Annotated in this window: 4 protein-coding genes; all 4 read right to left on the reverse strand. The window is 67.8% G+C overall.

The genetic code is table 11. The annotated features are described in order from the left end of the window. On the reverse strand, window positions 1-496 hold a 496-nt coding region (locus ACIQ67_RS19705; RefSeq protein WP_397536072.1), incomplete at its 3' end, for a 5'-nucleotidase. Window positions 497-628: 132 nt separating this feature from the next. Continuing rightward, window positions 629-1,843, reverse strand: a complete 1,215-nt coding sequence (gene gspF, locus ACIQ67_RS19710) for a type II secretion system inner membrane protein GspF (protein WP_397536073.1) — start codon at window positions 1,841-1,843, stop codon at window positions 629-631. Between the two features lie 16 nt (window positions 1,844-1,859). After that, entirely contained in the window at window positions 1,860-3,281 is a 1,422-nt protein-coding gene (gene gspE, locus ACIQ67_RS19715) for a type II secretion system ATPase GspE (protein ID WP_397536074.1), read from the reverse strand. Window positions 3,282-3,285: 4 nt separating this feature from the next. Then, on the reverse strand, window positions 3,286-4,770 hold a 1,485-nt coding region (gene gspD, locus ACIQ67_RS19720; protein ID WP_397536075.1), incomplete at its 5' end, for a type II secretion system secretin GspD.

A 4,770-nucleotide genomic window follows, 5' to 3' on the forward strand; every position in this document is an offset into this window, starting at 1 on the left:
CCGCATCGCCGTCGAAGGCAATGCGCAGCTCGAAGGGATGGGCGCTGGAGGCGCGCGCCGACAGCGGAAACACCCGTGCTGCCGCCACGCCGGCCGCCAGCGCCGAGCGCACATCGTCCTCGTTGACGGACAAGAAGAGCTGCGCCTTCAGCGGCCGCAGATAGCGCCAGGGGCTCTGGCCGCGCGTGAACACGCCGCGCTGGATGTCCAGGCTGTAATGCTGGGCCGAGCGGAACACCCGCATGCCCGAGATCGGGTCATTGCGCGACAGTACCACCACCTCGACGCGTTGCCTGTCAGCGCTGTTGAAGCCGAGCAGCTTGTTGACCAGTGAGAACGCCACACCCGGCTTGGCCGGCACGTCCAGGCGCTGCTGCTGCAGCGCCATATAGGCATGGTCGTCGCCAGCCTCGAAGAGCGTGTTCTCCTCCTCGAAGTCGAACAGCGCACGCGAGGAAATCGCGACGACCAGTTGACCTTCAAGACTTGCTGGCATGTGCAGTCCTCCTCGCAATCAAGACGCTCGCCGGGCCGCCCCAAGAGCTCTTGAGCGTTTGCCACCGGCCCCTGGCCCGCTGCCATCGCGCCCCCTCGGGGGGGCGGTCCAGGTACCCATGGACCGGGGGGCTCATTTCACCCAGGTATTGAGCTGGATGATAGGCATCAGCACTGCCAACACGATCAGCATCACCACGGCGCCCATCGCGACGATCAACAGCGGCTCCAGCAGCGTGGCCACCGCCATTGAGCGACGCTGCACCTCGGTGCCGAGCTGGCGCGCGGCGCGCGCCAGCATCTCGGGCAGGGCGCCGGTCTGCTCGCCCAGACGGGCGAACATGGCCAGGATGCCCGGGAAGCGTTTCTTGCCGGCCAGCGCCGAGCCCAGTGGCGCGCCTTCGCGCACCTGCACCAGCGCGTCCAGCGCGTCGGCGCGCATTGCGCGGTTGGACAAGGTTTCTGCCGCGGCCTGCAAGGCTTTCAGGATGGGCACGCCGGCGCCGGCCAGCATGGCCAGCGTGGCGGCAAAGCGGGCCGCGTTGTAGCCGCGCGCCAGCCGGCCCACCAGTGGCAGGTTCAGGAAGGCTGCATCGAAACGCAGCCGGAAGGCCTCGCGCCGCATCGCCCAGCCGAAGCTGAAGCCGCCTGCCACCAGGCTGCCCAGCAGCACCCAGCCCCAGCTGCGCACGAAATCGCTGAGGGCCAGCATCGCCACGGTCAGGAAGGGCAGGGCCCGCTTACTACCGGTGAAGACGGTGGCGATCTGCGGCACCACATAGGTGACTAGGAAGATCACGATCACGACGGCGATCAGGGAGACGATGCCCGGGTAGGCCATCGCGCCGATCAGCTTGGCGCGCAGCTCCTGGCGCTCTTCCAGATCGTCGGCCAGTTTTTCCAGCACCACGCCCAAAGCGCCGCTTTGCTCGCCGGCGGCGACGACGGCGCGGTAGACCTCGTCGAACTCGCGCGGTGCAGTGGCCAGCGCCCGCGCGAAGGGCGAGCCGGCATTGACCTCGGCCTTGAGCTGGGCCAGCAGCTCGGCTACGCGCTGGTCCTCGCTCTCGTCGGCCAGCGCGCTCAGGGCACGTTCGATCGGCAGGCCGGAGCCGACCAGCCCGGCCAGCTGGCGCGTCCATACAGAAAGTGTGGTGCTGCTGAAGACGCGCCGCGACCAGCGGCCGGCGGCGTTGTCTTGGGCCTGCTGGGCCACTGGCGTGACCTGCAGCGGCACCAGGCTGGCGGCGCGCAGCTGGGCGCGCGCAGCACGTGCGTTATCGGCTTCCAGAAGTCCGCTGGTGTTGCGGCCATCGGCGCTCAGGGCCTGGTATTTAAAGGCGGGCATGGCGTCGTGTGGCGGTTCAGTCGCGTGTCACGCGCAGCACTTCTTCGGCCGAGGTGATGCCCTCGCGCACCAGGCGATCGCCGTCCTCGCGCATCGAGCGCAGGCCGGCAGCGGTGGCCGCGGCATGCAGCTCGGCTTCCGAGGCGCGGTTGTGCACCAGCGCGCGCACCGCATCGTCAGCCACCATCAACTCATAGACGCCGGTGCGGCCCTTGTAGCCGGTGTGGCCGCACTCGGCACAGCCCACCGCATGCCACAGGCCCTGTGCATCCTGGCGTTTGCAGTTCGGGCAGAGCTTGCGCACCAGGCGCTGGGCCAGCACGCCCAGCAGGCTGGAGCTCAACAGGAAGGGCTCGACACCCATATCGGTCAGGCGCGTCACCGCGCTGGGCGCGTCATTGGTGTGGAGCGTGGCCAGCACCAGGTGGCCGGTCAGCGAGGCCTGAATCGCGATCTGCGCGGTCTCGTAGTCGCGGATCTCGCCGATCATGATCACGTCCGGGTCCTGGCGCAGGATGGCGCGCAGCGCCTTCGCGAAGGTCAGGTCGATCTTGGTGTTGACCTGGGTTTGGCCGATGCCGGGCAGTTCGTACTCGATCGGGTCTTCCACCGTCAGCACATTGGTGGTGCTGGTGTCCACCGTCTGCAGCGAGGCGTATAGCGAGGTGGTCTTGCCCGAGCCGGTCGGGCCGGTCACCAGCACGATGCCATGCGGTTGCTGCACCAGGCGCTTGAAGGCCGACAGTACCTGGCCGTCCATGCCCAGGCCTTCCAGCGTGAACTTGGATTCGCTCTTGTCCAGCAGACGCAGCACCGCGCGCTCGCCATGCGCTGAGGGCAGGGTGGAGACGCGCACGTCGATGGCGCGGCCGCCGATGCGCAGCGAGATGCGGCCGTCCTGCGGGAGGCGCTTCTCGGCGATGTCCAGCTCCGCCATGATCTTCAGGCGCGAGATCAGCGCGGCATGCAGGCCGCGGTTGGGCTGCACCACCTCGCGCAAGGTGCCGTCAACGCGAAAGCGCACCGAGCTGGCGCGCTCATACGGCTCGATGTGGATGTCGCTGGCGCCGTCCTTGGCGGCCTGCGTCAGCAGCGCATTGAGCATGCGGATGATGGGCGCATCGTTGGCGGCCTCCAGCAGGTCCTCGACCGCCGGCAGGTCCTGCATCATGCGCGACAGATCGACCGCGCTCTCGACCTCACCCACTACCACGGCCGCACTCGATTCGCTGCCGGCGTAGGCGCGGCTGATGCGCTCCACCAGTGTGGCGCGCGCCTCGTGCTCCATGCGGTCGATGGCGTAGAGCCTTTGCACCTCGGAGAGGGCGGCCGGCGCGATATCGGGCGGTGCCCAAAGCACCAGCTCGCTGCCGATGTCTTCCAGCAGCAGGGTTTGTGCCCGCGCGAAGGCGTAGGGCAGGGGATGGCGGACGGCCATGGTGTCAGTTCGCCTTGGTAGGCTGATTGGCGGGCGCCGCCGGCGGCGTGGCCGGCAGCAGGGGCGCACCGGTGTCAGGCAGCAGCGGGCTCTTGGCCGGTTGCGCACCTTGCTGTGCGGCCCGGATCAGGTCGTAGCGGTCCAGCGTCAGCTGATCGGCGCTGGGCTGATCGCGCAGCACCACGGGCCTGAGGAAGACCATCAGATTGGTCTTCACGCGTTTGCGGTTCTCGGCCTTGAACAGATTGCCCAGCAGCGGGATGCTGGCCAGGCCAGGGACGCGGTCTTCGCCATCGGTGTACTCGTCCTTGAGCAGGCCGCCCAGCACGATGATCTGACCGTCGTCGGCCACAACTGTGGTTTCGATCGAGCTCTTGTCGGTGGTCGGGCCGGCGCTGTTGGAGGCACCGGGCACCACCGAGGAGTTCTCCTGGTAGATCACCATGCGCACCGTGCCGCCCTCGCCGATCTGGCTCTTGATGCGCAGCGTCAGGCCCACATCCTTGCGCTCGATGGTCTGGAACGGATTCACCGTGCTGCCGCCGGTGCTGCCGGTGTTGGTGAAGCTGCCGGTGATGAAGGGCACGTTCTGGCCGATCACGATCTTGGCTTCCTCGTTGTCCAGGGCCACAAGATTTGGTGTGGACAGAATGTTGGCGCCGGTCTGGGCCTCCAGGAAGTTGGCAATCGCGCCCAGCGTGTAGAAGTCGCCCACCTTCTTCAACAGGCCGACATTGAGGCCCTGGCTGACGCCCGCAGTGACCGCTTTCGAGATGCCGTCCAGGCCGTTGGCCGTGGCGCCCGAGAGGTTGACGATATTGGAATTGCCCGCGCCAAAGTTGGTGCCCAGGCCCGAGATGGTCTTGTCGCCCTTGTTGCCGAACACGTTCTGCCACTGCACGCCGAACTGTGCGGCCTTGCTGGCATCGACCTTGACGATCATGGACTCTACATAGACCTGCGCTCGGCGCCCGTCGAGCTGGTCGATCACGCTGCGCACCTGGCGGTACAGCGGCTCGGCCGCGGTGATGATCAGCGAGTTGGTCGACGGGTCGGCCTGCACAAAGCCGCCGGTCGACGGGCTGGCCGAACTCGAAACCGGCGTGGTCGACGCGGCCGACGCCATGCTGCCCCCTTGGCTTGCATTACCCGCGCTGCCGAGGCTGGGCGTGATTCCGGAACTTGCGCCCAGAGGGCTGCTGGCGCCGCTCGTGCTTCCGCCAGCACCGCCACCGCCAAAGGCCGCGCGCAAGACCGTCGCGAGCTTGGTCGCGTCGGCATTCTTCAGATGCACGACACGGATATTGTTGGCGCTGGCACTGCTGCCCAGCGGCTGGTCGAGCTTCTCGATCATGGCCCGCATCGAGGCCAGCCGGACCGGGTTGGCCGCGCGCAGGATCAGCGCGTTGCTGCGCGGGTCGGCCAGCACGCTCACGCTGCCGCTGGTCTGACCGGGCACCACAGCAGCCGCCGGGCCGCCGTCGCCCAG

This window comes from Roseateles sp. (genome assembly GCF_044373315.1).
Taxonomy (GTDB): Bacteria; Pseudomonadota; Gammaproteobacteria; order Burkholderiales; family Burkholderiaceae_C; genus JACDQM01.